The sequence below is a fragment of the Huijunlia imazamoxiresistens genome (assembly GCF_037132455.1).
Taxonomy (GTDB): domain Bacteria; phylum Bacteroidota; class Bacteroidia; order Chitinophagales; family Chitinophagaceae; genus Flavisolibacter; species Flavisolibacter imazamoxiresistens.
In genome coordinates this window covers 22655-45232 of sequence record NZ_JBBBEI010000008.1, presented here as the reverse complement: position 1 = coordinate 45232, position 22578 = coordinate 22655, and the positions used below count along the sequence as shown (strand labels likewise).

Annotated in this window: 22 protein-coding genes; 13 read left to right on the top strand and 9 right to left on the bottom strand. The window is 53.5% G+C overall.

What is annotated here, in order from left to right; translation table 11 throughout:
• Nucleotides 1-146 precede the first annotated feature (146 nt).
• The 3 genes from V9K67_RS11755 to dinB all read right to left on the bottom strand — a co-directional run bounded on the left by V9K67_RS11755 (nucleotide 147) and on the right by dinB (nucleotide 3965).
• Nucleotides 147-1511 carry a dipeptidase gene (locus V9K67_RS11755; protein ID WP_336722626.1) on the bottom strand — a complete coding sequence of 455 codons (1365 nt, stop codon included), beginning with the start codon at nucleotides 1509-1511 and terminating at the stop codon, nucleotides 147-149.
• Between the two features lie 126 nt (nucleotides 1512-1637).
• Complete coding sequence (locus V9K67_RS11750) at nucleotides 1638-2624, bottom strand: EamA family transporter (RefSeq protein ID WP_336722624.1); 987 nt, start codon at nucleotides 2622-2624, stop codon at nucleotides 1638-1640.
• Between the two features lie 174 nt (nucleotides 2625-2798).
• Nucleotides 2799-3965, bottom strand: a complete 1167-nt coding sequence (gene dinB / locus V9K67_RS11745; RefSeq protein WP_336722622.1) for a DNA polymerase IV — start codon at nucleotides 3963-3965, stop codon at nucleotides 2799-2801.
• A 207-nt stretch (nucleotides 3966-4172) separates the two neighbouring features.
• On the opposite strand from dinB, the gene V9K67_RS11740 reads away from it, so the two are divergent.
• Entirely contained in the window at nucleotides 4173-4775 is a 603-nt protein-coding gene (locus V9K67_RS11740; RefSeq protein WP_336722619.1) for a DinB family protein, read from the top strand.
• Here the strand turns inward: V9K67_RS11740 and rimM are convergent.
• The 4 genes from rimM to V9K67_RS11720 all read right to left on the bottom strand — a co-directional run bounded on the left by rimM (nucleotide 4732) and on the right by V9K67_RS11720 (nucleotide 8813).
• Nucleotides 4732-5247 carry a ribosome maturation factor RimM gene (gene rimM / locus V9K67_RS11735; RefSeq protein ID WP_336722616.1) on the bottom strand — a complete coding sequence of 172 codons (516 nt, stop codon included), beginning with the start codon at nucleotides 5245-5247 and terminating at the stop codon, nucleotides 4732-4734. The two genes, V9K67_RS11740 and rimM, sit on opposite strands and share 44 nt — an antisense overlap.
• Before the next feature lie 165 nt (nucleotides 5248-5412).
• The gene (gene rpsP, locus V9K67_RS27245) at nucleotides 5413-5859 is read right to left on the bottom strand and encodes a 30S ribosomal protein S16 (RefSeq protein ID WP_336722614.1); all 447 of its coding nucleotides are present in this window, start codon (nucleotides 5857-5859) and stop codon (nucleotides 5413-5415) included.
• 271 nt (nucleotides 5860-6130) lie between these two features.
• Nucleotides 6131-7816 (bottom strand): single-stranded-DNA-specific exonuclease RecJ, encoded by a 1686-nt coding sequence (gene recJ / locus V9K67_RS11725; RefSeq protein ID WP_336722612.1) that lies wholly within the window; start codon nucleotides 7814-7816, stop codon nucleotides 6131-6133.
• 34 nt (nucleotides 7817-7850) lie between these two features.
• Entirely contained in the window at nucleotides 7851-8813 is a 963-nt protein-coding gene (locus V9K67_RS11720) for a polyprenyl synthetase family protein (protein ID WP_336722611.1), read from the bottom strand.
• A gap of 338 nt (nucleotides 8814-9151) precedes the next feature.
• Here V9K67_RS11720 and V9K67_RS11715 point away from each other — a divergent pair, with 338 nt between their 5' ends.
• The 8 genes from V9K67_RS11715 (at nucleotide 9152) to V9K67_RS11680 (ending at nucleotide 16306) form a co-directional block, all read left to right on the top strand.
• Nucleotides 9152-10735 (top strand): OmpA family protein, encoded by a 1584-nt coding sequence (locus V9K67_RS11715; RefSeq protein WP_336722610.1) that lies wholly within the window; start codon nucleotides 9152-9154, stop codon nucleotides 10733-10735.
• A gap of 310 nt (nucleotides 10736-11045) precedes the next feature.
• On the top strand, nucleotides 11046-11858 hold the full coding sequence (locus V9K67_RS11710) for an outer membrane protein assembly factor BamD (protein WP_336722608.1): 813 nt from the start codon (nucleotides 11046-11048) through the stop codon (nucleotides 11856-11858).
• Nucleotides 11833-12174 (top strand): DNA-directed RNA polymerase subunit omega, encoded by a 342-nt coding sequence (locus V9K67_RS11705; protein WP_336722606.1) that lies wholly within the window; start codon nucleotides 11833-11835, stop codon nucleotides 12172-12174. Before V9K67_RS11710 ends, V9K67_RS11705 begins: the two co-directional genes overlap by 26 nt.
• Nucleotides 12175-12307: 133 nt before the next feature.
• Nucleotides 12308-13501: a bifunctional phosphopantothenoylcysteine decarboxylase/phosphopantothenate--cysteine ligase CoaBC gene (coaBC, locus tag V9K67_RS11700; RefSeq protein WP_336722604.1), complete on the top strand. Its 1194-nt coding sequence runs from the start codon at nucleotides 12308-12310 to the stop codon at nucleotides 13499-13501.
• Nucleotides 13498-14415: a type IX secretion system protein PorD gene (gene porD, locus V9K67_RS11695; protein ID WP_336722603.1), complete on the top strand. Its 918-nt coding sequence runs from the start codon at nucleotides 13498-13500 to the stop codon at nucleotides 14413-14415. The genes coaBC and porD overlap by 4 nt, the downstream gene beginning before the upstream one ends.
• A complete protein-coding gene (locus tag V9K67_RS11690) occupies nucleotides 14412-14786 on the top strand; it encodes a DUF4296 domain-containing protein (protein WP_336722601.1) in 375 nt (124 codons plus the stop codon). Before porD ends, V9K67_RS11690 begins: the two co-directional genes overlap by 4 nt.
• A gap of 23 nt (nucleotides 14787-14809) precedes the next feature.
• Nucleotides 14810-15526 (top strand): CoA transferase subunit A, encoded by a 717-nt coding sequence (locus tag V9K67_RS11685; RefSeq protein WP_336722599.1) that lies wholly within the window; start codon nucleotides 14810-14812, stop codon nucleotides 15524-15526.
• Between the two features lie 123 nt (nucleotides 15527-15649).
• Nucleotides 15650-16306, top strand: a complete 657-nt coding sequence (locus tag V9K67_RS11680; protein WP_336722597.1) for a 3-oxoacid CoA-transferase subunit B — start codon at nucleotides 15650-15652, stop codon at nucleotides 16304-16306.
• A 23-nt stretch (nucleotides 16307-16329) separates the two neighbouring features.
• Here V9K67_RS11680 and V9K67_RS11675 read toward each other — a convergent pair whose 3' ends face one another.
• Nucleotides 16330-16980, bottom strand: coding sequence for a response regulator transcription factor (locus V9K67_RS11675; RefSeq protein WP_336722595.1), 651 nt, complete (start codon nucleotides 16978-16980; stop codon nucleotides 16330-16332).
• A 32-nt stretch (nucleotides 16981-17012) separates the two neighbouring features.
• Complete coding sequence (locus V9K67_RS11670) at nucleotides 17013-17855, bottom strand: sensor histidine kinase (protein WP_336722592.1); 843 nt, start codon at nucleotides 17853-17855, stop codon at nucleotides 17013-17015.
• A gap of 35 nt (nucleotides 17856-17890) precedes the next feature.
• Here V9K67_RS11670 and V9K67_RS11665 point away from each other — a divergent pair, with 35 nt between their 5' ends.
• The 4 genes from V9K67_RS11665 to V9K67_RS11650 all read left to right on the top strand — a co-directional run bounded on the left by V9K67_RS11665 (nucleotide 17891) and on the right by V9K67_RS11650 (nucleotide 22544).
• Nucleotides 17891-18598, top strand: coding sequence for a hypothetical protein (locus V9K67_RS11665; protein ID WP_336722590.1), 708 nt, complete (start codon nucleotides 17891-17893; stop codon nucleotides 18596-18598).
• 1589 nt (nucleotides 18599-20187) lie between these two features.
• Nucleotides 20188-20844, top strand: coding sequence for a response regulator (locus V9K67_RS11660; protein WP_336722589.1), 657 nt, complete (start codon nucleotides 20188-20190; stop codon nucleotides 20842-20844).
• Nucleotides 20845-20898: 54 nt separating this feature from the next.
• Nucleotides 20899-21654, top strand: coding sequence for an SAM-dependent methyltransferase (locus V9K67_RS11655; RefSeq protein ID WP_336722587.1), 756 nt, complete (start codon nucleotides 20899-20901; stop codon nucleotides 21652-21654).
• 221 nt (nucleotides 21655-21875) lie between these two features.
• A complete protein-coding gene (locus V9K67_RS11650; protein ID WP_336722584.1) occupies nucleotides 21876-22544 on the top strand; it encodes a response regulator transcription factor in 669 nt (222 codons plus the stop codon).
• Nucleotides 22545-22578 lie beyond the last annotated feature (34 nt).

Here is a 22578-nt window from a genome sequence, read left to right as displayed (position 1 = left end):
GTAGTTCATAGGAAGGGCGGCCTGTTAAAAGCCGCCCGAATGCAGTGAAGAGTTCGGAACCCTGCAAGGCCGTTTGCAGGGGAAAAGGCTTTTCCCGGGTTCCGAACTCTTTTCTTCTCTCTTTATCTCTTTCCCTTCTTTTTCTCCTAGCCTTCTGCGAAGAACTTATGGAAGTAAGGGATGGTTTCGATGCCCTTGTAATAGTTTTCGAGGTTAAACTTTTCGTTGGGGGAGTGGAGGTTGTCGCTGTCGAGGCCAAAGCCCATGAACACGATCTTAACGCCCAGCTCTTTTTCCAAAATAGTGCAGATGGGAATGCTGCCGCCGCCGCGTACCGGGATGGGCTCCTTGCCGAAGGTTTCGCGGATGGCGCTGGCGGCCGCCTGGTAGGCCTTGCTGTCGATGGGCGTGATATAGGCTTCGCCGCCGTGGTGCTCAAACGCCTTTACCGTTACCGAAGGCGGGGCGATCTTCTGGAAATGGTCCAGCAGGATGCGGGTGATTTTTTCGGAAGACTGGTTCGGCACCAGGCGGGCCGAGATCTTGGCCGTGGCCTTGGAAGGCAGCACCGTTTTGGCGCCTTCGCCGGTATAGCCGCCCCAAATGCCGTTCAGCTCCAGGGTAGGACGGATACCGGTCCGCTCGTTGGTGGTAAAGCCGTATTCGCCCCACAATTCCTGTACGCCCAGGTCTTTCTTATAGTCCGCTTCATCATAGGGCGCCTTCGCCATCAGGCTTCTTTCCGCCGGCGTGGCTTCCAGCACGTCGTCGTAAAAGCCGGGGATGGTAATATGGTTTCTTTCGTCATGGCAGGAGGCGATCATTTTGGCCAGGATGGTGATGGGGTTGACCACGGCGCCACCGTACACGCCGCTGTGCAGGTCGCGGTTGGGGCCGGTTACTTCCACTTCGATATACGAAAGGCCACGGACGCCAATGTCCAGGGAGGGGGTGTCCATGCTGATCATGGCGCTGTCGCTGATCAGGATCACATCGGCCTTCAGCAGGTCTTTGTGGGCGGCCACGAACTTGCCGAGGCTGGGCGAGCCGATCTCTTCCTCGCCTTCGATGAGGAACTTGATGTTGCTTTGCAGCGAGCCGGTCTTTACCAGGGTTTCCAGGGCCTTCACGTGCATGTAGAATTGCCCCTTGTCGTCGGCGCTGCCGCGAGCATATACTTTCCCGTCCTTGATCACCGGGTCGAAAGGGCCGTGGTGCCAGAGCTCCAGCGGCTCGGCCGGTTGCACGTCGTAGTGACCGTACACCAGCACGGTAGGTTTAGCGGGGTCCACTATTTTTTCGCCGTAGACCACGGGGTGGCCTTCGGTTTCCATGATCTCCGCTTTGTCGGCCCCGGCATCGAGCAGGCGGCGCTGCACCAGTTCGGCGCAGCGGCGCATATCTTCCTTATTCTCGCTTTTGGCGCTCACCGAAGGGATGCGCAGCAGCTCCAGCATTTCCTCTAAAAACCGGTCTTTATTCTGTTCCTGGTAGTCTTTCCAAACTTGCATAACGGTTGAATGGGTTGTGTAATGAAAAAGCCCTCCCTTTCGTCCCGGGGAGAGGTGCAAACTATCATTATAAATGTAAGCGGAAAGTCCGAAAGTCCGGAAGCCGGAACCTCAGAAGACGCCGGGTCAGGTCTTTCCGGCTGCCGTAGGTTCCTTCTTGCGGACCTCCCTTTTCTTTTCCCCCTTTTCCGGTTGAGGGCTTTCGGTCTTTTTCTGGAGGTTCACCAGCAGCACCCCTCCCAGGATCACCGCCAGCGCCAGCACTTTCTGATAGCCGATAGGCTCGCCGGCAAACAGCCATCCCAGGAACACCGCCACTACCGGGTTTACGTAGGCGTAGGTGCCCACCTGCGCCGCGGGCCGCACGCTCAACAGCCAGATATACGACATATAACCGACGAACGACCCAAAGAAGATCAGGTACAGCAAGGCCCAGATAGAAGCGGTGGTGACGTTTTCCAGGCGGAAATGCGCCGCCTCCCCGGTGATCCCGCTGGCCGCCAGGGACACCAGTCCTGCCGCCAGCATTTGGATGGCGGCCTTCATGGCGGTGGAGCAGTCGGCCGACACGTACTTCGAATAGAGGGAGCCCGCCGCCCAGCCGATGGTGCCCACCATCAGCACCAGCACGGCCACCATTTTCCCCGGGCCGTAGAGATCGTTGGACGAGCCCTTGCCGGCAAACAGCAGCATGACCCCCACAAAGCCGATCAGCAGGCCCAGGACGACTTTCTTATTGCGGAAATTATGGGCCCATTGTCCCCGGTCGAGCAGGATGAACCAAAGGGGCACCGAGGCCACGATAATGGCCGCCAGCCCGCTGGGCAGGAATTGTTCCGCCCACGCCAGGGCACCGTTGCCGGCAAACAGCATCAGGATGCCGCCGACGGCGACGCTGCCGAAGGAGCGGGGGGAAGGGAGCTTTTCACCCCGGGCCAGCAGCCATCCCAACAGCAGGACGCCGGCCGTAACAAAGCGGGCGCCGGCCATCAGCAGGGGCGGAATGCTTTCAATGGCATACAGGATGCCCAGGTAGGTAGAGCCCCAGATGATGTACAAAGCGGCAAAAGCGGCCACCACAAGGGCTTTCGAGGGTGAGGAGGAAGGAGTCATAGGTAAAAAGAGTGCAAAGATGGAGCGGGATGGAAATGTAAAATGTAAAATTTTGAATATAAAATGTAAAATATGGATGAAATGCCGGAGGAGAAAGGGGAAGGTAGCAGGAAAATAGGCCCGGAAAAAATGGCTTATCCTTATTTTACATTTTACATTCTGCGGTTTTACATTTTATATTTTCTTTTTCAGGGTGCTGGCTTTGGTGACGGCGGTGTTACCATAGCGGGTTTTCAGTCCGTCGATGGTTTGATAGAGCTGCATCTTTTCGTGCGGGTCTTCAAACAGGTTCATTTGCAAGGTCACCGGCGTCAGCTGGCTGAAGCGTACGCCCAGCAGCCGTACTTTTTCGTCCTTTTTATACAGCTTGCCGAAGATGTCTTTCACTTTGGCCAGCAGCGTATGGTCCAGGGCCGTATAATCCACGGTCTCCTGGCGGGTGGCGGTTTCAAAGTTGGCGTAGCGGATCTTGACGGTGATGCAGCCCGCCAGCTTTTTTTCTTCGCGCAGGTCGCGGGCGGTTTTTTCGGTCAGGCGTACCAGTTCGCCCTGCAGGAAGGCAGGGTCGCTGCTGTCCTCGGCAAAGGTGCTTTCGCGCGAAACGGATTTCTGCTCGCTGTACCCTTCCACCGGCGCCTCGTCGATGCCGTGCGCCTTCCGGTGCAGCGAGCTGCCCCAGCTTCCCAGCAGCTGTTCCAGCCGTTCTACCGGCGCCTGTGCCAGCTGCCGGATGGTATGCAGGCCGGCTTCCTTTAATTTCTGTTCCGTTTGTTTGCCCACCATCGGGATCCGTTCTACCGGCAGGGGCCACAGGAAAGCGGTTTCCCGGCCCGGGCCGATCTCCAGGTAGCCGTTGGGTTTGGCTTCGTTGGTGGCCATTTTGCTTACCAGCTTGCTGGACGACAGGCCATAGGAGATGGTCAGGCCCGTCTCTTTGAGGATCGTTTCCCGCAGTTCGCGGGTATACCGGGCCACGCCAAAATAACGGTCCATGCCGGTCAGGTCGATATAAAACTCGTCGATGGAGGCTTTTTCAAACAGGGGTACTTTGGCGGCAATAAGGTCCGTGACCTGGCGGGAGTACTGGCTGTAAAGGGCATGGTTTCCCTTCAGGAAGAGGGCGTGCGGGCAAAGCTGTATCGCTTTACGGGCAGCCATGGCGCTGTGGATGCCGTACTTGCGGGCCTCGTAGCTGCAGGCGGCAACGACGCCGCGTACCGGGTCGCCGCCGACGATCAGGGGCTTTCCTTTCAGGGAAGGGTCCCGCAGGCACTCCACCGACACAAAGAAGGCATCCAGGTCAAAATGGGCGATCCGCCGGGCAGGGGCAGGTAGGGGCATGGGGGCAAAAGTAGGGATTTGGGTATTGGGAATTAGGGAATTAGGATATTGGTTAATTGGGTATTCGTTAATTGGGATATTGGCAATTCGTAAGGATCCTTTCGGCGGCAATGCCCAATATCCCAATATCCCAATTAACCAATACCTTAACTTGGTTGGGCCGGGATTTTGCATGCAGGTTGGATAGTGGATCAAAAACAAATACACATGAAAATCCAGCAAGAGGTCTTACTCAATAATTTGAAGCAGGATGTACAGGTAATTTTGGATTGTGTGGAGGCGTTCCGGGAAGAAAAGGATGCCTTGCGGATACAGCCGGTTCCCGGGCAATGGAGCATCACCCAGATACTGGAGCATTTGAATAGCTACGGCCGGTACTACCTGCCGGCGATCGACCGGGCGCTTTGTTCCAGCCCGTCCCGGCGCGACGCCTGGTTCAATTCCGGCTTTTTGGGAAATTATTTTACCAATCTGATCCGGCCGGCGAATGTATTTGAAGTAAAGAACAAGATGAAGACCCAGAAGGCCCACGACCCCGAGAACAACCTCGATCCCGATAAGGTGCTGGACGAGTTTGTACAGCAGCAGCAACAGCTCCTGCAGCTCCTGGACCATGCCGCCGCCAAAAGCCTGAACGACATCAAAGTGCCCATATCCGTGAGCAAAGTGGTAAAGCTAAAGCTGGGCGATACCTTCCGCTTCCTCATCGGGCACGAGCAGCGGCACATGATTCAGGCCCGCAATGCCTTGCACACCATTGGACTGTCTACAGGTAAATTTCCAGCAATCCTTCAGGCAACTCCACAATAACCTGGTTTTTCCGGTTGTCGATTTTCAGAAGCGTTTGTTCATTCAGGGGAATGAGCACTTCTTTGCCTTCGATTTCAATGCGGCACAGCACCTGGTGGGGCTGTTCGATCACTTCCAGGATCTTGCCCAGGGTTTTATGGTGCTCCACGATGTCGAAGCCCAGTAAATTGATGGGGGAGGATTTGGCGGAGAACTTCTTGAAGTCCGCCTCGGGAAACCAAACTTCCTTCTGGGCCAGCTTGACGGCGGCCTCGCGGGTGTTGACGTCCTGGAGCTTCAGGTAGATCTCTTCCTCGCTTTTGATGCGGGTGCTTTCGATAAACCAGGGGATAAAGGAGTTCTTGCGTTCCTCCACGAACAGGGCGTTGAGGCCTTTCAGGGAGGTTTTCTTTCCCAGGTTGTGTTGCAGGATCAGCTCTCCCTTCAGGCCGAAGGCGCTGACCAGCTTGCCGACTTTAAAGTATTCTGTCATGTTTTTTAAGTTCCTGAGTTTCTGAGTTCCTAAGTTCCTGGGTTGTTTGGGTTGTTGCCATCGGTAAACAACTCAGAAACTCAGGAACTTAGGAACTCAGGAACTGTTTGAATAAAAAAAAGGCGGCAGTAAACTGCCGCCTTAGTTCGTTGAAAGTCCGGACGATTATCCCTCAGAGCCGGGTTGGCTTTCAGTCCTGCGCTCAGGCCTGCGATACGGCGGATTTCTTCTGGCTCTTCTTTCCCGTTGCGCCGCTTCCTGGCGCTTCTGGATTTGAGCTTCATGCTCAGTATGCCATTTCTGGAATTTCTCCATAGCCGTCGCATCGTCAAACAAGCCCAGTTTCACACCGCGGAGCAGGTGCTTCAGGTATAAAACGCCCTTGTACGATAAAATCTTACGCACGGTATCCGTAGGCTGAGCACCTTTGTGCAGCCATTCCAATGACTTCTGACGATCCAGCTGGATAGTAGCGGGGTTCGTTAAAGGATTGTACGTACCGAGTTTCTGAATGAATTTACCATCGCGGGGGCTGCGAGCATCTGCAACAACAATGAAGTAGAACGGTCTTTTCTTAGAACCGTGTCTCTGTAAACGGATTTTAACTGGCATCTTAAATAGACATTTAAATGCGGTGAACAAATAAAATTACCGGGCAAATGTAAGTCAGAGATTGAAATCCTGCAATACTTAATTGTAAAGATTTGGTTAACAGGCTGAGGCGTTCCTAAGTTCCGGCGTTCCTAAGTTCCCGAGTTAGTGGACAGTTGTGCCTGTTTACCAATAAGTTATGAGTTTAAAGGGAGTGTTTATTGCAGTTTGGGGCCTTGCCGGCCCGGAGTTACGCCAACCCAGGAACTCAGGAACTTAGAAACTCAGGAACTCACCACGTGCCGCTTTTTTTAACGTCCACCACCTTCATTTGCAGGGATTTTTCGCCGTTCCAGTCGTTTTCGTCGAGGCGGAAGACCACGTCCACGGGACCGCCGCCCTCCAGCAGGGGCATTTTGGCAGCCAGGCCGAAGCCGATGCCGGTGACGATCATGCCTTCCTGCTTCAGCACAAAGCGCAGGTGGGTGTCTTTTACCACCTTGCTGTAGCCGGTATTGTATACGTTGCGGGCCACGAAGGTGGGGCGGAGGTTGTCGGGGCCGAAGGGCTCCATCTGGCAAAGAATGTCGTAAAAAGGCCGCCGGATGTCGCGGAAGTGGATCTCGGCGTCGATGACGATCTCGGGGATCAGCAGCTCGGGGTGGATGGAGGCCTGCACCACTTCCTCGAATTTTTGGCAGAAGGCTTCCACGTTTTCGGGCTGCAGGGTCATGCCGGCCGCGTAAAAGTGGCCTCCATAGCCCAGGAGCAGGTCCTTGCACTGGTGGACGGCCTCGTATACGTTAAAGCCCGAGACGCTCCGGGCCGAGCCGGCCACGTATTCCCCCGAACGGGTTAAGATAATGGTAGGGCGATAGTAGTGTTCGATCAGCCGCGAAGCCACGATGCCCACCACGCCTTTGTGCCAGTGGGGCTGGAACAGCACGGTGCTTTTGCGGTTCAGCAGCAGCTCGTCGTTCTGGATCAGGGCCAGGGCCTCTTCGGTAATGTTGCTGTCGGCCTCCTTGCGGCTGCTGTTGTCGGAATGCAGCTGCTCGGCCCACTGCATGGCCTCCTGCAGGCTGGCGGCAATGAACATCATGACGGCCTTGCGGGCATCGTCCATCCGGCCGGCCGCGTTGACGCGGGGCGCAATAATAAAGACCAGGTTGTTGATCTGCAGCTCTTTATTATGGTTGCTGAGGATGCTCAGCGCCTGGATGCCGAAGTTGGGGCGGTTGTTGGCTTTTTCCAGGCCGAAATACGCCAGGATACGGTTTTCGCCGGTGATGGGCACAATATCGGCCGCGATGGCCGTGGCCACCAGGTCCAGGAAGTTGTAGGCCTCCTGCTCGGGCAGGTTCAGCCGGTGGCAAAGGGCGGTAATGAGCTTGAAGCCCACGCCGCAGCCGCATAATTCTTTATAAGGGTAGGGGCAGTCCTTTTGTTTGGGGTTGAGGATGGCTACGGCCGGGGGCAGCTCGTCGTCGGGCAGGTGGTGGTCGCAAACGATAAAGTCGATGCCCAGTTCCTTGGCGTAGCGGATCAGCTCTATGGATTTGATGCCGCAGTCTAGCGAAATGACCAGGGAATAGCCGTTTTCGGCGGCAAAGTCGATCCCGGCCTTGCTGATGCCGTAGCCTTCCCGGTAGCGGTGGGGGATATAGAATTCGGTGGCGTCGTGCTGCTTTTTGATGAACTGGTACATGCTGGCCACTGCCGTGGTGCCGTCCACGTCGTAGTCGCCGTAGACCAGGATTTTTTCGCGGTGGAAAAAGGCGTCGGTGATGCGGTTGACGGCTTCCTGCATGCCCTTCATCAGCCAGGGGTCGTGCAGGTCGGTCAGCTGGGGACGAAAGAACCGCTTGGCTTGGTCGTAGCTGGAGATGCCCCGCCCGGCCAGGACCGTGCAGAGTACCGGGTGTATCTTCAAAGCGTGAAACAGGGCCTCCGCTTTTTCCGGACACACCCCACCCATTCGCCAGCGCTTTTCTTTCATTACCAGAGGAGTCTTAATATTTTCTATCCGTTACAAAGTTTACTAAATCTTCGAATCCGTCGCGAAATTCGGAGGGGGGAAAAGTGTGCAATATATCCAAAGCCGCTTGTTTGTACTCATTCATTTTGTTAATAGTGTACTCGATGCCGCCGGCTTTGGTCACCACATCAATAATATGGGCCACCTTCGATTTGCGGGTGTTTTCATTCCTTATTATATATATAAGCTCCTTGCGGGTCTTTTTATCCACCGTGTTGAGGGTGTAAATGAGCGGCAGGGTCAGCTTTTTTTCCTTGATATCGTTGCCGGTGGGCTTGCCCACGTCCTGGAAGGCGTAATCGAAGAGGTCGTCCTTGATCTGGAAGGCGATGCCGATCTTCTCGCCGAACAGCCGCATCCGGGCAGCGGTTTCCTCGTCCTGGGTGGTCGACCAGCAGCCGGCGGCACAGGCCGAGGCCAGCAGGGAGGCCGTTTTGTTTTTAATGATCTCGAAGTACACGCCCTCGTCCAGGTTCAGCGACCGCGACTTTTCCATTTGCAGCAGCTCGCCCTCGCTCATCTGGCGCACGGCCTCCGAGAGGAGCTGCAGGATCCTAAAGTCGTGGTTATCAAGAGAAAGCAGCAGGCCCTTGGCCAGCAGGTAGTCGCCTACCAGCACCGACACCTTGTTTTTCCAGAGGGCGTATACCGAAAAGAAGCCGCGGCGCTCCAGGGAGTCGTCCACCACGTCGTCGTGCACCAGGGTGGCGGTATGCAGTATTTCTACGAGTGAGGCTGCACGGTAGGTGGATTCGTTCACTTCGCCTCCCAGCCGGGCGGCCAGGAACACAAACATGGGACGCAACTGCTTGCCCTTGCGTTTCACCACGTATTGCATGACACGGTTGAGCAGCGGCACATTGCTGTTGACCGCCTCCTTGAACTTCTGTTCGAAGATCTTCAGCTCGTTCTCTATTAAATTAACGGGTAACTGCATTCGTAAAATGGCGGAAAGGTACAAAGGCAAAAATATATTACCGCAAATGGTAAAAGAATTGCATTTTTGCGCGGGCTAAGTACAAAGAAATTTAAGGATTTCTCAAGTAATTATTTCAAAAGTTTGGTAATTATATGTCAATGTATATTTTTGCCCAAGATTAGGACATTGTTTTCAAAAATTAATAACACGTTATGGCAAGCAAGAAGTACTCTTTTTTGACAGGTGTATTATGCCTGTTGGCATCGTACGGCTTTTCTCAGGATACGAGCCAGGTTCCAATGGCGGCAGATTCCTCTATTATCCCCAACCGTAGATTGCCTCAGCACACAGAGTTCATGAACGGTACTTATAACTTCCCCGCGAAACCCCGCAACCAGTGGGAAGTGGGTGTGAAAGCCGGTGCCTTTACCGTCAGCAGCGACGTATCGGCTATTTTTCCTACCCTGGGCCTGGGCGCACACGTGCGTAAGTCCTTCGGTTATGTTTTCTCTGCCCGTTTAGAATACATGTATGGTGTAGGTAAGGGTATGAACTACTTAAGCGCCGTGAACTACGGAAAGAACACCGCGCTGAACGGCAATACCAACGCCGACCTCGGCGGACCGGGTGCCAACTACAACACCTTCCTGTTCTCTCAGGGCGGTACTCCCGTGGCTCCGATCTATACCCGTTCTGCAGCACAGCCGGTTGAAAAAGTGTTTTACAACTATAAAACACAGGTACACGACCTGGCCCTGGAAGGTATCATCACTTTGAACAACATCCGTTTCCATAAAGCAAAGACCGGCCTGAACATCTATGGTATCGCCGGTATCGGTGCTACTATTTATGAAACAAAGGTGAATGCCCTGGGTTCCGATGGCAACCGTTATAACTATAACTCCATCGACCCCACGCTGGAAACCTGGAAAAACCGCAAAGAAGTAAGAGACCAGATCAAGGCCCTGCCCAACTGGGATGACTCTTACGAAACGGCTGCGGAAAAGCAAGGTCCCCGTCGTCCGAAACTGTTCGGCATGACCTTCAAGCCCGTGGGCCACGTAGGTGCCGGTGTCGCGTACAAGCTGAACAACCGCTTCAACATCGCCCTGGAAGATCGCTTCACCATTACCAAGGATGACCTGCTCGACGGTCAGCGCTGGCAGGAAAACCAACAAGGTGCTCCTTCGCTCACCCGCGACTACGACGCTTACAACTTTGCATCGATCGGTATCAACTATAATATCGGCGCCAAAGCTACCGAGCCCCTGTACTGGCTGAACCCCCTGGACTACGCTTACAGCGAAATCCGCAACCCCCGCCTGATGCGCCTGCCCAAACCCGTTCTGCCGGATGCTGACGGTGACGGTGTAACCGACCAGTTCGACCAGGAGCAAACTCCCCAGGGTTGCCCGGTTGATACCCACGGTGTAAGCCGCGATACAGACGGTGACGGTGTTCCGGATTGCCGCGATAAAGAACTGGTAACCCCCACTTATTGCCAGCCTGTTGATGCGGATGGTGTCGGTAAATGTCCTTGCCCCGAAGGTTGCGGCGTGGATACAACTGCCAACGCCTGCGCTACCAAACTCGGAGCCCTGCCCAGCGTAACCTTTGCCGGCAACAGCATTACCCTGAGCAGCGATAACCGCAGCCTGCTGGCCAGCATCGCTAGCCGCATGCGCAACAACCCCGAATGTAAAGTAGTGGTGATCGGCTACTGCGCCTCCAGCAAGTCGGAGCAACAAAGAAGCTGGGATCGTGTGAACTCCGTAATCAACTACCTGGTAGAAAAAGAAGGTGTGAGCGCCGACCGCTTTATCTTCCAGTACGGCCAGGAAGGTGGTGATTGCAACACGGTTGACCTGCGTGCCGCCGCCTCCAACGAAGAAGGTCCGACCAACGTGCCGGCTCCGCACCCGAACCTGAGAAGAAGATAATCCTTCGCTCAAAATAAAGCAGCACCCGACGGCTGCTCCTATCTACGGACACTGCCGTCTCGTCTCGTCTCGCCTGAGGCGAGACGAGACGAGACGGCAGGAGTTCCCTGGAAATGGCTCCGTATGTGCATCACTTTTCATCTGGATGGAGACAGGCCGGCACTGCCCGCGCCTGCCCTAAAAACAGACTTTTTCAGCAGCCCTTCCCGCGGAGGGGCTGCTTTATTTATGTTAATCTTAACGCCTGCAGGGGGGTGATCTGGAGAATTTCAGGAATATTTGCCCAAACTGTTTAACTTTGCCACCCTTTATGAGATTTTTTTGCATATTTTTCCTTTCTTTTCTGCTGGTGAGCTGTGGAGGCGTCAGCAAAGTGCTGAAAAACCCTGACCCTGCGTATAAGCTCCGCATGGCCGAACAGTATTATGCCAAAGGGAAATATGTGTTTGCCCAGCAACTGTACGAGGACATCATGCCCTATTACAAAGGCAAGCAGGAGTTCGAGGATATTTATTATAAATATGCGTATACCGCTTATAACCAACGCGATTACCTGAACGCTGAAAACCTGTACAAGACCTACCTGGAAATATTTCCCAACAGCCCCAGAGCCGAAGAAATCGACTTTATGCGGGCCTTTACCTTTTACAAACAATCGCCCAAGCCCGAGCTGGACCAGACCAATACCATCAAGGCCATGGGCATGATGCAGACCTTTATCAACACCCATCCCGGGTCGCAGCGCAACAAGCAGGCCGCCGAGATCATCGATATCTGCCGGCGCAAGCTCGAAGCCAAGGACCTGAGCACCGCCAAACTGTACTTCGATATGGGGCAGTTCCGGGCAGCTGCGGTTTCTTATGCTTCTTTGTTAAATTCGTATCCCGATTCACCGACAGCGGAGAATTATAAACTGATGGTTATTCGGTCCTATTTCCGGCTGGCAGAGTTAAGTGTGGAAGAAAAAAAGGTGGAGCGTTTTGAAAAAGTAGTGGAAGAAGGCCACGACTTCATGGACCGCTTCCCGCAAAGTTCCCTGACCGGTGAAGTGGAACGCTATATCAATCAATCTCAAACAAACATCAAAAATTTTTCAAATGAGCAGACTAAGACGTCAACTTAGTACCAGCACTTCCAATAACGTGGAAACCCGCAACCTGAACGACCTGAAGGAAAAGACAGGTAACCTGTATGCGGCCATCGCTATTGTGGCCAAGCGGGCGAACCAGATCAACATTTCCATCAAGGAAGAACTCCACAACAAGCTGGAAGAGTTTGCTACCCATACCGACAGCCTGGAGGAAATCCACGAAAACAAAGAACAAATCGAGATCTCCAAAGCCTACGAGCGGATGCCCAACCCCGCCCTGCTGGCTACCCAGGAGTTCATGGAAGGCAAGGTGTACTTCCGGAAAACCGAGGACGACCTCTTTCAATAAACGCATTGACGAACGGGAAAAAAGCGGTGGATCTTCCATCGCTTTTTTTGTTGGATATCGCAAAGGGGGATAAATTGCTGTTTTCGCCGGCGGTAAAACAACGCCTTCCGGCGCTTAAAATTCCATGATGGATATGTTGACAGGTAAACGAATATTGCTGGGCATAACGGGCAGCATAGCGGCCTATAAAAGCATTTTCCTGGTACGGCAGCTGATCCGTGCCGGGGCCGAGGTAAAGGTGATCCTGACGCCGGCCGCCGGGTCGTTTGTTTCCAGGCTGACGCTTTCCACCCTTTCCAGGCATCCCGTGCTGGTAGACCTGTTCGACGAGCAGTCGTGGGCCAACCACGTGATGCTGGGCCGCTGGGCCGATGTGATGCTGGTAGCACCCCTGAGCTGCAATACGCTCAGCAAGATGGCTTATGGCCAGTGCGATAACCTGTTGCTGGCCACCTACCTGTCGGCGACCTGCCCGGTGCTGGTAGCCCCGGCCATGGACGAGGACATGTGGCACCATCCCGCTACGAAAGAAAATATCCGGCGCCTCAGGGATCATGGCTGTACCGTGCTGCCCGTGGAAAGCGGCGAGCTGGCCAGCGGGCTGACGGGGGAAGGCCGGATGGCCGAGCCCGAAGTAATCGTACAGCTGATCGGCGAACATTTCGAAAAGCACCAGCAGCTAAACGGCAAAAAAGCCCTGGTTACCGCCGGGCCAACATACGAATCCATTGACCCGGTCCGTTTTATTGGAAACCATTCCTCCGGCAAAATGGGCTTTGCCATAGCCGAGGAACTGGCCCGCAGGGGCGCCGAAGTAACCCTGGTGGCCGGCCCGGTTTCGTTAAAACCGACCTCCGCCGCTATTAGGCTGGTGCCGGTAAAGACCGCCGGGCAGATGTTCGAAGCCTGTATGCAGCAGGCCGACCAGTATGACATCGCGGTGATGGCGGCCGCCGTAGCCGATTATACACCCGTGGAAGTGGCCGAACAAAAGATCAAAAAGTCGGATGACCAGTTTTCCATCCAGCTTAAAAAGACAAAAGACATCCTCTTCCACCTGGGCCAGCGGAAAACCCCACGGCAGGTGCTGGTAGGGTTTGCCCTGGAAACCTTCGACGAAGAGCAGCACGCGCTGAAAAAGCTGCGGGAGAAAAACGCCGACATCATCGTACTAAACTCCCTGAACGATCAAGGCGCCGGCTTCCGGTCGGATACCAATAAGGTGACGCTTTTCCATAAAAGCGGCCAGGTGCAGCCGTTCGACCTGAAGGCCAAGGAAGGGGTGGCCAGGGATATTGTGGACTCAATTACCTCGTTATTGCCATGAAAAAGATATTATTCGCTATCCTGTTGCTGGTGCTGGCCGGAAGGGGCCTGGAGGCCCAGGAGCTGCAGGCCCGCCTGACGATCCAGTCGGGCAAGATCAGCTCCAACGTCAACAAAAAAGTCTTTCAGACCCTGCAGACGGCCCTGAACAACTTCCTGAGCAACCGGAAATGGACCGGCGATACCTACCAGCCCAATGAAAAGATCAAGTGCCATTTCCTGATCAGCATTGACCAGGATATGGGCGAGAACGTCTATAAGGCTTCCCTGACGGTACAGGCGGCCCGGCCGGTATACAATACAGCCTATGAGTCGCCCCTGGTGAACTTCGTCGACAACGACTATGTGTTCCGGTATGTGGAATTTCAGCCCGTGGAATTCAACGAAAACAGGGTGCAGGGCAACGATCCGCTGGCAGCCAACCTTACCGCGGTGCTGGCCTATTATGTGAATATCATTATCGGGCTGGACTACGATTCGTTCAGTGCCCGGGGAGGCGACCCTTATTTCCAGAAAGCCCAGAATATCGTTAATAACGCCCCGGAAAGCCGCGATATCATCGGCTGGAAAACCTTTGACGGCGTCCGGAACCGTTACCGCCTGGCCGAGAACTTAGTGGACAGCCGCTATACCCTGATCCATGATGCGGTCTACGGGTATTACCGGCAGGGCATGGACCTGTTTTCGGAAGACGAGGAAGTGGCCCGCGAAGGGATCCTGGCTGCCCTGGTGGCCCTGGGAACCCTGAACCAGGAATTTCCCAATTCCATGATCCTGCAGTTCTTCTTCCAGGGAAAAAGTACCGAGCTGGTGAAGATCTTCAGCCGTGCCAAGCGCGATACCCGGGTGAAAGCCAGAGACCTGCTGACCAAGCTGGACGTGACCAATGCCAATGATTACAAAGAACTAAAATGATACGAGCGTTAACCATTTTAAGCGTTTTGCTCCTGTGCTGGGGCTGCGGGGGGAACTCCCAGGTGCCCCGGGAAGTGCTGCCGCCGCAGAAGATGCAGCAGGTGCTCTGGGACCTGATCCGTGCGGATGAGCTGACGTATGCCCGGTCGGGCACGGATACCAATGCCACCAAGCTCATTCACCGAACCACGCTGTACCAGCAGGTGCTGCGGATCCACCGCATCAGCAAAGAGGTGTTCCGCAAAAGCTACAGCTATTACCAGCGTAATCCCGACCTGATGAAGGTGATCATCGACTCGATGTACCACCAGGCAACGGCCCCGCCGCCGGCGCCGCCGCCGATGAAAATGGTGAAGCCGGTGAAAAAGTAAACAGGCCAAAAAATGATTGTTGCATGAATAAAGTTTTTGCCAATGCCCGCGCAGCCCTGCAGGATGTTCCCGAGGGTGCCACGCTGATGGTCGGCGGATTCGGGCTCTGCGGCATTCCGGAACATTGCATCGCCGCCTTACGGGAATCGGGTGTGAAGGGTCTTACCTGCATTTCCAACAATGCGGGCGTGGACGATTTCGGCCTGGGACTGCTGCTGAAAGCACGGCAGATTAAAAAAATGATCTCTTCCTACGTCGGCGAGAACGCGGAGTTTGAGCGGCAACTGCTGAGCGGTGAGCTGGAGGTGGACCTCATCCCGCAGGGAACACTGGCGACCCGTATCCAGATGGCGGCCATGGGCATCCCGGCTTTTTATACCCCGGCGGGCTACGGCACCGAAGTGGCCCGGGGCAAGGAAGTGCGGGAATTCGGGGGAAAAATGTACCTGATGGAACTGGCGCTGCCGGCCGATTTCGCGTTGGTAAAGGCCTGGAAAGGCGACCGTTACGGCAACCTGGTCTTTCGGAAAGCCACCCGCAACTTTTCCGCCTCCATGGCCAAGGCGGGCACCATTACCGTAGCCGAGGTAGAGGAACTGGTAGAGCCCGGCGAACTCGACCCCGATTCCATCCACGTGGCCGGCATCTACGTCCACCGCATCTTCCGGGGCTCCAACTACGAAAAACGGGTCGAACGCCGCACCGTCCGCCTGACCCGTTCCGGGAATAATAAGCAATAAGCAATTAACAATAAGCAAAGGGCAACCTTTACCCGACCTGGCAGGTTTTTAAAGCCTTCCGGGTCGTCTCCCTGAACTCAGGAACTTTGAAAGGCCCCCTTCACCTTTAAACGACCTTGTTTTATGGCTTTGGACAAATTTGGAATTGCGGAACGCATTGCCCAGGAGCTCCGGGACGGCATGTATGTCAACCTGGGAATCGGCATTCCCACCCTGGTCTCCAACTACATTCCCGAGGGCATGTTCATTATGCTGCAGAGCGAGAACGGCATCCTGGGAACGGGGCCTTACCCGACCGAGGATGCGATCGATCCCGACCTGATCAATGCAGGCAAGGAAACCGTCACCGTACTGCCTGGAGGAGCCTTTTTTGACAGTGCGGAAAGCTTTGGGATGATCCGGGCCGGAAAGATCGATTTAACGGTGCTGGGGGCCATGGAAGTGAGTGAGCAGGGGGATATAGCCAACTGGAAGATCCCCGGAAAAATGGTGAAAGGGATGGGAGGCGCCATGGACCTGGTGGCCAGTGCCCGTAACATTATCGTAGCCATGATGCATACCAACCCGCAGGGCGAATCGAAGCTGTTGCCGCAATGTACCCTGCCCCTGACGGGAGTGGCCTGCGTCAAAAAGGTGGTCACCGACCTGGCGGTGCTGGAAATTACCCCGGATGGCTTTCAATTGCTCGAGCGCGCACCGGGGGTGTCGGTCGAAGAGATCCGGAGCAAAACGGCGGGTCGCCTGCTGGTGCCGGCCGACGTGCCGGAAATGCGCTTGTAACCCCCGGCGGCCCTGGCAGCGCCTTAATCCACCAGGTTGTTCTTGACCGCGAAAAATACCAGCCCCGCGGTGTTTTTACTGCCGAAGCGCTCCATCAGCCGGTCTTTGATGGCTTCCACCGTGCGGGCGCTGATGTCCATCTTCTGGGCGATTTCCTGGGCGGTATACTCCGTACAAATGAGTTTTAAGACTTCTTTTTCCCGGTCGGTCAGGGTGATCTCGTTATCGAGCGACGGCACCACCTTTTGTTTGGAGTGCGACCGTTTCAATAAAATGCGGTTGACGAAATTATTCAGGTAATAGCCTTTTTCGCAAACATCCATGATGGCGCGCCGGATATCCTGGGGTTCGGAGTTTTTCAACAGGTAGCCATGAGCGCCGTTCTCCATCAGGTGGTACACAAAGCGTTCGTCTTCGTACATACTCAGGATGATTACGTGGACGTCGGGAAATTCCTTGCTGATGATCTTGGTGGTTTCAATGCCGTCTTTCTGCGGCATCCGCAGGTCCATCAGCACGACGTCGGGTTCGGCGGCCGCCAGGTTCTGAAGCAGTTCGTCCCCGTTTTCGGCCTCCAGGACGAATTTAATGTTGGTAAACGAACGTAAGGAAAGGATGACCCCCTTGCGGAACAGTTTGTGATCGTCGGCAATAGCAACCTTAATTACCTGCATATGAAAGAAATGATAAAAATGTAATGTGTTGATTATTGTTCATTTTCGGAAATTTCATCTCCTGGAACTTCAATTGTCACCTTGAAATTGTCCTGGGAAGGATCTTTCTCAAAAAATATGGTCCCACGGGCCACCTTCATGCGGCTGCTGATATTTTTCAAACCCAAACCGGATTTACTCTTGTTCAGTCGTTCAAAATCGCTTTGTACCAACCCCTGGCCATCGTGTTCCAGCCACAGGACAAAGGTATTTCCTTTCCTGTTCTGCGTAAGATGGATATAGGCAGGATGGCTGTGTTTTAAAATGTTATTCACCAGTTCCTGGATCACCCGGAAAATGTTCATTTCTTTCTCGGTATTCAGCCGTTCGCTATAGTCGTAAAACTGGCTGTAGGCTTCCAGGGAGCCTGAGCCGTTCAGTTTGTGAAAAATATCGTTGACGGCCGATTCCAGGCCGAAGTTTTTCAAGGTCGGCGGCATCAGGCTGTGGCTGATGCCCCGGATCAGCTGAATGGCTTCATCGATGATCTCCCGGGTCAGGGCAATGGATTCCCGTTGGGTATCCTTATCCTGCTGGACGAGGTTTTCGTTGAGGTACAGGCGGGCGGTAGCCAGCAGGGGCCCGGCGTCGTCGTGGAGGTCGGCGGCAATACGCTGCCGTTCTTCCTCCTGCGATTCGATGGAGGCCTGCAGCAGGATCTTTTGCTGTTCCTGCTCGATCTGCTGCAGCCGCAGCTGGTAGCGGATCACCCGGCGCTGGTGAAAAATGATAAAAAGGACCAGCCCTACCGTCAGCACCAGCATGCCCAGCGTGCCGAGGAACAGCACGGTATACATTTGAGGATTGGCATTATTCGCAGCTTGTAATAAAAACATCAGGCAAGGTCTGTGTAACTGTTAAAACTAAGTTGTTGATTCTGTTTGGGGTTCTTCAGCCCAAAAATAAGAATGCCCACAGAGAACAGCAGGTTTTTAAATGCATACAGGAAATAAGTGAATACATAAAACCCGGTCAACTGTGTTTTGTGGACATCGTTGGTAAAGATGTAAATAAAAAAGGAGCCGGCCAGATAAAACATGAAGGCAATGATCATCCAAAACCGGTAATCATCGTAAATAAACAGCGTGGCGGGATTGTTGAGCTGTTCGTAGAGGTAATAAAACGAAAAGACCAGGATAAAGATGGACTCTACGCCAATAGGGACGGAGTCGATCTTGCGGAACTTGGCAAACAGGCCGTACAGCAGGAAAAAGACGCAAAGGACCACGGAGGCTGCGCTGATGAGGTTGCGGATCCACTTTTTCTGGATACACATCCGGATAAAAAAGGCAAAGCAGCAGTATTCAAAAATCGTTACCAGGCTGAAATAGAGCCGCCGAATGGGGCTGCCCTTATGAATATAGGGAAACAGCAGGGCGCCCAGGTAAGAGATGGCTGCATACAATACGATCAGTTGCAGCTCTTTTTGACGTTTGCATTTCGAAAAAAAGAACAGGAAAAGACCGATAGGGAGAAAATCGGAAAAGACTCCGGTATAGTAAAAAAAGCTTTCTATCGTATGGATATTTCCTCAAAAATAGAAAACTTACTAAGTAAAAAGTACAGTTTTCGGTTTTAGCTTTCCCACCAGGCGATCGTATCGGGTTCGTCGGGGTTGGGACGGAAGGAAATGAGCGCGTACGCCGCTATATTCGGTTTCATAGTAATACGTTTTTAATGGCTAGTGCGAAGGGATAGGGGGAGCAGTGGGGCCGGGACTTAATTTTCCCACCAGGCAATGGTTTCAGGCTCGTCGGGGTTGGGGCGAAAGGAAAGCGAGCTTTGTTGCAGGGTATTCGTTTTCATAGTATTACGTTCTTGAAGTTATAAAAGGTTACCGGATTAATAAGGCAGGGAATGGTTAATTTTCCCACCAGGTGATGGTTTCGGGTTCGTCGGGGTTGGGGCGAAAGGATACAGGGGCTTGTTGCAGGGTATTCGGTTTCATAGTAGTATATTGATCAGTTTTCAAAGGGATTGCTGGGTGATTGCGACAGGAAATGATTAATTTTCCCACCAAACAATCGTTTCGGGTTCGTCGGGGTTGGGGCGGAATTGAATAGCAGCTTCTTTTATAGCCTGGGCGATCATATCGGTGCGTTTTATAAGAATCGGAATAGGGTGTTTACCAAATAAAGTAGGAATGGTTCAGCGTTTTCACGGCTGCGGACGGTGGCGGAGGGTTAGTTTTCCCACCAGGTAATGGTTTCAGGTTCGTCGGGGTTGGGGCGAAAGGTTACAGGGGCTTGTTGCAGGGTATTCAGTTTCATAGTAGTATATTGATCAGTTGTTCGAAGGGGTTACATGATTTTTAAGGAAATAGCTTAATTTTCCCACCAGGCAATCGTTTCGGGTTCGTCGGGGTTGGGGCGGAAGGTTACAGGGGCTTGTTGCAGGGTATTGAGTTTCATAGTAGTAAGTTGTTTAATAGTTTGTATAGGGAACGCGATCAGGGGTAAGGGCATTAGTTTTCCCACCAGGTGATGGTTTCGGGTTCATCGGGATTAGGGCGGAAGGCGATGGTGGGTTGTTGCAAAGTATTCAGTTTCATAGTATTACGTTTATTTCAGTTTGAAAGGGTTGCGTGATTGATTACGATGTAAAATTGTTCCCTGGGCGGATTTTTTACAATAGGGGGGAAATAAAGGGCATACGGATGCAATTGCCTGAAATGCGGTTGCAGCAAGCGTTTCAGGGAAAATTGCCGAGTATTTATCCGGGCAAAATTTAGGAAAAGTACGTGCCTTGTATAGTAAAAATACGATGCCGGTCCGGCCCTTTGCTGGTTCTCAACAAGGGGCGGAATCCGCCTTTCAGGTGGCGGGGTACGGGGAGGTGGGAGGAGGTAAACCCTTGAAACCCTTAAAAAAAAGCAAAAAACCTGCCGTACTCATGGCTTGTTGACAGGTGGTCCGTTTCCTGCTTCATAAATTTACCTCTAATTGGAACGTGGTACAAGTGCAAAAAAGATGCCTTAAAAAAAGATGAAAAAGGAGGGCGGCATTATTCGTAAATGTACGCGACTGGGCTGCGTATTCTTACTATTGTCCGAATCCTGCCTTTTCCATTATCTTTGATGGTATCTCATTTGTTGATGACCCGTATAAAGCCTGAGCCCTTTGGAAGCTGCCGATTTTATTTGTAACTATTAAAATCCACCCCGGATAAATGAGCCTTGAGACTATTAAAATTGCCATAGCCGATGACCATAAAATATTCCGCGACGGCATCAAATTATCTTTAAAGGAAAAAACTGGCCTGAAAATTATCTGGGAAGCAGAAGACGGCAAAGACTTGTTGCAGAAGCTGCAGACCAACCGTCCCGACGTGCTGCTGATGGACATCCGGATGCCCGAAGTCGACGGCCTGAACGCCATCAGCCAAATCCGCAAAGAATACGAACAACTCAAAATCATCGTGCTGACCATGTACGACGAGCTGGAAATGATCACCCAGATCATGACCATGGGCGCCAACGCCTACCTGACCAAGACCTCCGATCCCGAGGAAATCCACCAGGCCATCGTTTCCTGCATGACCGACGAATTCTATTTCAACGACCTGGTGAACCAGGCCGTGCTGCTGAAGCTCCAGCAAAAGAAAAAAACAAAGCAGGCGTATCCCAAAACGGTCAAGCTGACCGAAAAAGAGCTCAAGATCCTCAAATTCATTGCCGAGGACAAAACCACCGAGGAGATCTCCCGGGAGGTGTTCCTGAGCCCCCGGACCGTGGAAACCATCCGGCAGAAAATGAAGGACAAGGTGGGCGCCAAAACCATTGCCGGCCTGGTCATGTACGGCATGCGCAACCGGCTGCTGGAATAATCCCGCCGGTTTTCCCCATTCACGCTCCTTCACTTATCTATAGGTACTTTTCCCATGCAACAGCCGCCCACTCCCAACGCCAACAGCCGTTTATTCCAAAGCTTTTACAAAGATGTCTGGCGCAAGCTGATCCCCGACGGGCTGACCGAGGCGGAAACGGACTTTATTGAGGAGGTGGGCCGCCTGAAGGCGGGCAGCCGGGTGCTGGACCTCATGTGCGGCTACGGCCGCCATACCCTGGCCCTGGCCAAAAGGGGCTATGCCGTGACCGCCGTGGACAACCTGCCCGATTATATCGAGGAAATCGGCGAAACGGCCCGCAGGGAAGCCCTGTCCGTAGAGCCGGTGCTGGCCGATGTGGTGGAAGCTGCTTTCCAGGGTCCCTACGATGCCGCCCTGTGCATGGGCAATTCCTTTGCCTCCTTCGATGCGGAAAATACGGCGGCCCTGCTGCACAAACTCGCCGCCTGCCTCCAGCCGGGAGGCGTGTTCATCATCAATACCTGGATGCTGGCAGAGATCGCCATCAAACACTTCGAAGAAAAGACCTGGCTGTATGTCGACGAGTTTAAATACCTGCTCGACAACCGCTACCGGCTCCAGCCCTCCCGCATCGAAACCGACCATATCCTCATTGCCCCGGACGGCCAGACCCAGGTGCTGAAGGGAGTGGATTACATTTTTAGCTTTGCGGAACTGCAGCAATTGCTCGAACAGGCCGGCCTGTCGATCCGGGCTGTGTATTCCACGCCCCGCAAACGCCCCTATGTTTTTGGCGACAAACGCGCCTACATCGTTGCCGGCAAGTAGCCGCCGGCGCCCTCCCCGCTTTGAATTGCGGCTTTTACGGTCCTCTTCGTAAAAGCACGCAGAAAATACCCGAAAAATACCCTATCTGGCAGGGGTACAACCGGTTATAGCACTCCTTTTGCGGTTTTCAACAGAATAAATGCGTAGTTATACGATAGGAAAGTCCGTTGATTTTAAGGAATTTGCATTGTGCTTTTTCAAAATGTCATAAAATTTTACTTATGAAAAATCTCGAACCGGAAGTGTTGAAAGTCGTGATCGCTGATGACCATGCCCTGTTCCGCGCTGGGGTGCGCACCGCCCTGTCGGGCCGCAAGGACATCCAGTTAATCGCCGAAGCCGAGAACGGGATGCAACTGCTGCAACTGCTGAAGGACATAAAACCCGATGTTATTCTGCTCGATATTCAAATGCCCATCATGGACGGCCTGACCGCCCTGCCGGAGATCCGCAAAATCTACCCCGACATGATCGTCATCATGCTGTCGATGGTCAGCGATTATTCCATGGTGTCCAAAATGATGGAAGTCGGCGCCAATTCCTACCTCACCAAGGAATCGGACCCCGAAGTGATCTACCAGGCCATCAAATCCTGTTACGAAGGGGAGTTTTTCTTTACCGACCTGACCAATCGGGCCCTGTTGAGCGGGCTGCGCAATAAAAAGCGCCCCGAGCCCCCCACCCCGGAAGTGTTCCTGAACGATAAGGAAGTGATGATCCTCAAACTGATCTGCGAGGAGCGGTCCACCAAGGAAATTGCCGACCTGGTCGACCTGAGCCCCCGGACTGTAGAAGCCATCCGCGACAAGCTGAAAATAAAAACCGGTACCAAATCCCTGGCCGGGCTGGTGATGTTCGCCGTGAAAGCCGGGCTGGTGGAGCATGCGTAAACCGGGCCGCCCTTTCTACCCCGTATTTTTACGG